General features: G+C 56.5%; 1 protein-coding gene. It reads right to left on the minus strand.

What is annotated here, in order from left to right:
* Positions 1–216: 216 nt before the first annotated feature.
* Entirely contained in the window at positions 217–1,434 is a 1,218-nt protein-coding gene (locus VH187_RS04345) for an ISL3 family transposase (RefSeq protein WP_329700260.1), read from the minus strand.
* Between the last annotated feature and the right edge of the window lie 501 nt (positions 1,435–1,935).

The following is a 1,935-nucleotide window of genomic DNA, read 5'->3' on the forward strand; positions in this document are numbered from 1 at the left end:
ATAACGGAACCGCCTATGTTGGCTGATTCTGCCTGGATGGCGCATCGCGGGCTAGGGCTAGCGGGTGGGAACTCGAAGTTTTTGACTTCGGGGCAGGAAAAGTCGCCGCCCAAACATTGTAGATTGCCCCAATTGTTGCCCTAACAAGGCTTAGCATTCCCTTAGCCCGCAAGTCATCTAAAAAGCTTCTCCGCTGTTTTGTGTGGGTAGTTGGAGTTAGTTAATAACTGGAAGCTCGAATTTGAGGCGGGCAGCTCGCAGATAGGCAGCAGTCCGGAAATAGATAAAATTCTTAAAGCCACGAGCCATCCTCTTGGCTAGCTGGATGATACCGTTGACGGCCTCAATAGCCGCCGAGGTCAGCCCGGTGTTGAAGTAAGCGAGGATACCCTCCCAATGCTGGCGGACGGTCTTGGCTAAGGCACGGAAGGGTTCCAGCCTGCTGCGCAAGGCCCAGCCACACCACCAGTTAAGTTGGCTCTCGGCCGTAACCTGATCGGGGCTAGCGTAAATGGCTTGCAGCGTCTCGCGTAAGGTCATGGCTCGTCCAAGCTTTGTGTACTGCAGGCAGAGGGCTCGTCGCTGCTTCTGGCGCTCGGCACTCAGATTCCAGACGTTGCCACGTAGGCTCCAGAGTGAGCCTTTGAGCTCGGCTCCATCGTGCTGAAGTTGCCGACGTACCGACTCGAGTGCCTGACCGGCCAGCAGCATCACATGGAACTTATCGAAGATGATCTGAGCCTGAGGAAAATGCTCGGCTGCTCCCTTCAAGTAGGCTGGACTCATGTCCATGGCGATGGCTTGGATTTGGGCTGGATCACCCCCATGCTCGCGCAGTGCCTGAGCAAAGCAGCCGAGCGCTTCGGAACTGCGCCCTTCGACCATCAGGAGCAGCCCCGTGCCGTCGCAATCCAGCACGTTGGTTACGTAACGGTGCCCCCGTCGGGCGCTAGTCTCATCGACGGCGATTCGGCGCACCGTGCTCCAGTCGCGCCGTGCCTGAGCTTGCTCAACGTAATGGATCAGCACCCGCCACAAACGTGTATCGGTCTCCTGCAACAAATCGGCCATCCCATCGACGGGCATCTCGGCGCTTAAGAGCATGACAAGAGCTTCCATCAACAAGGTAAAACCGCTGCCTTCGCGCGCCCAGGGCACCTGTACCTGATGGACCCCGTCCCGACGACACCAGGTGCGTGGCACCTTGGCCACTAGTTCGCAGCGATACTGGAAGAAGTTTAAGTGCCGCCAGCGTCTCTCGATGGTGTCGTGGACTCCACACAAGGCTTTACACTGCGGACACTCAAAATGTTCCCCTGGTACGTGCTCCAGTCGCAGTTCCAGGCGTTTTGGTTCTCCCTCAAAGCGGCATTGGGCCACTCGCCATTGTCGGCCCAGGCCCAGCGCTGCGGTAAAAAGTTCTTCTGGTGTCATCCTTTCTATTCCAGTCCACGATCACCCAAAACGCAAATGGCTGCTTGCCGCCCGAACAACGGCTTTTGCGCTTGACAGCCCGTGGCGAGGAACGAGCCAAGCGCTGTCGAACGCAAAATGCAGTTACCTCCTCCAGCGCGGAGCGAAGCCTGCTCAAGAGAGAAACGGAATAAATGGCAGGGGCCCGCCTCCGGCGGGAAGGATGCCGTTTATGCCGGATTCGACCTTGAGCAGGCGTAGCGCAGCGCTACGTGGCTGAGCCCGCCTAACTAAGTTACCCACAGAAAACAGCGAAGAGCCACAAAAGACCTCATAAAGCTTGTAAAGGGGATGGTCAACGGTGGTGTGTTCGTGAATTTCCACGGCAAGCGATCTGCGATGGAGATCGCGAAGCGGGTGCGTCCACGCTAATTGCGATGTGACCTGACTATTGCACTTTAGTGCTAAAGGATTAGCACCTTTGGTATAGAGATATTGTCAAAAGTTGTGTTTTGGTAACAG

This window comes from Scandinavium sp., from assembly GCF_036271055.1.
In the GTDB taxonomy this organism is placed as follows: domain Bacteria; phylum Pseudomonadota; class Gammaproteobacteria; order Enterobacterales; family Enterobacteriaceae; genus Scandinavium.

Bases quoted from the DNA above. Each gene is read 5' to 3' on its own strand.
- VH187_RS04345 (WP_329700260.1), bottom strand. From the start codon at position 1,434: ATGACACCAGAAGAACTTTTTACCGCAGCGCTGGGCCTGGGCCGACAA.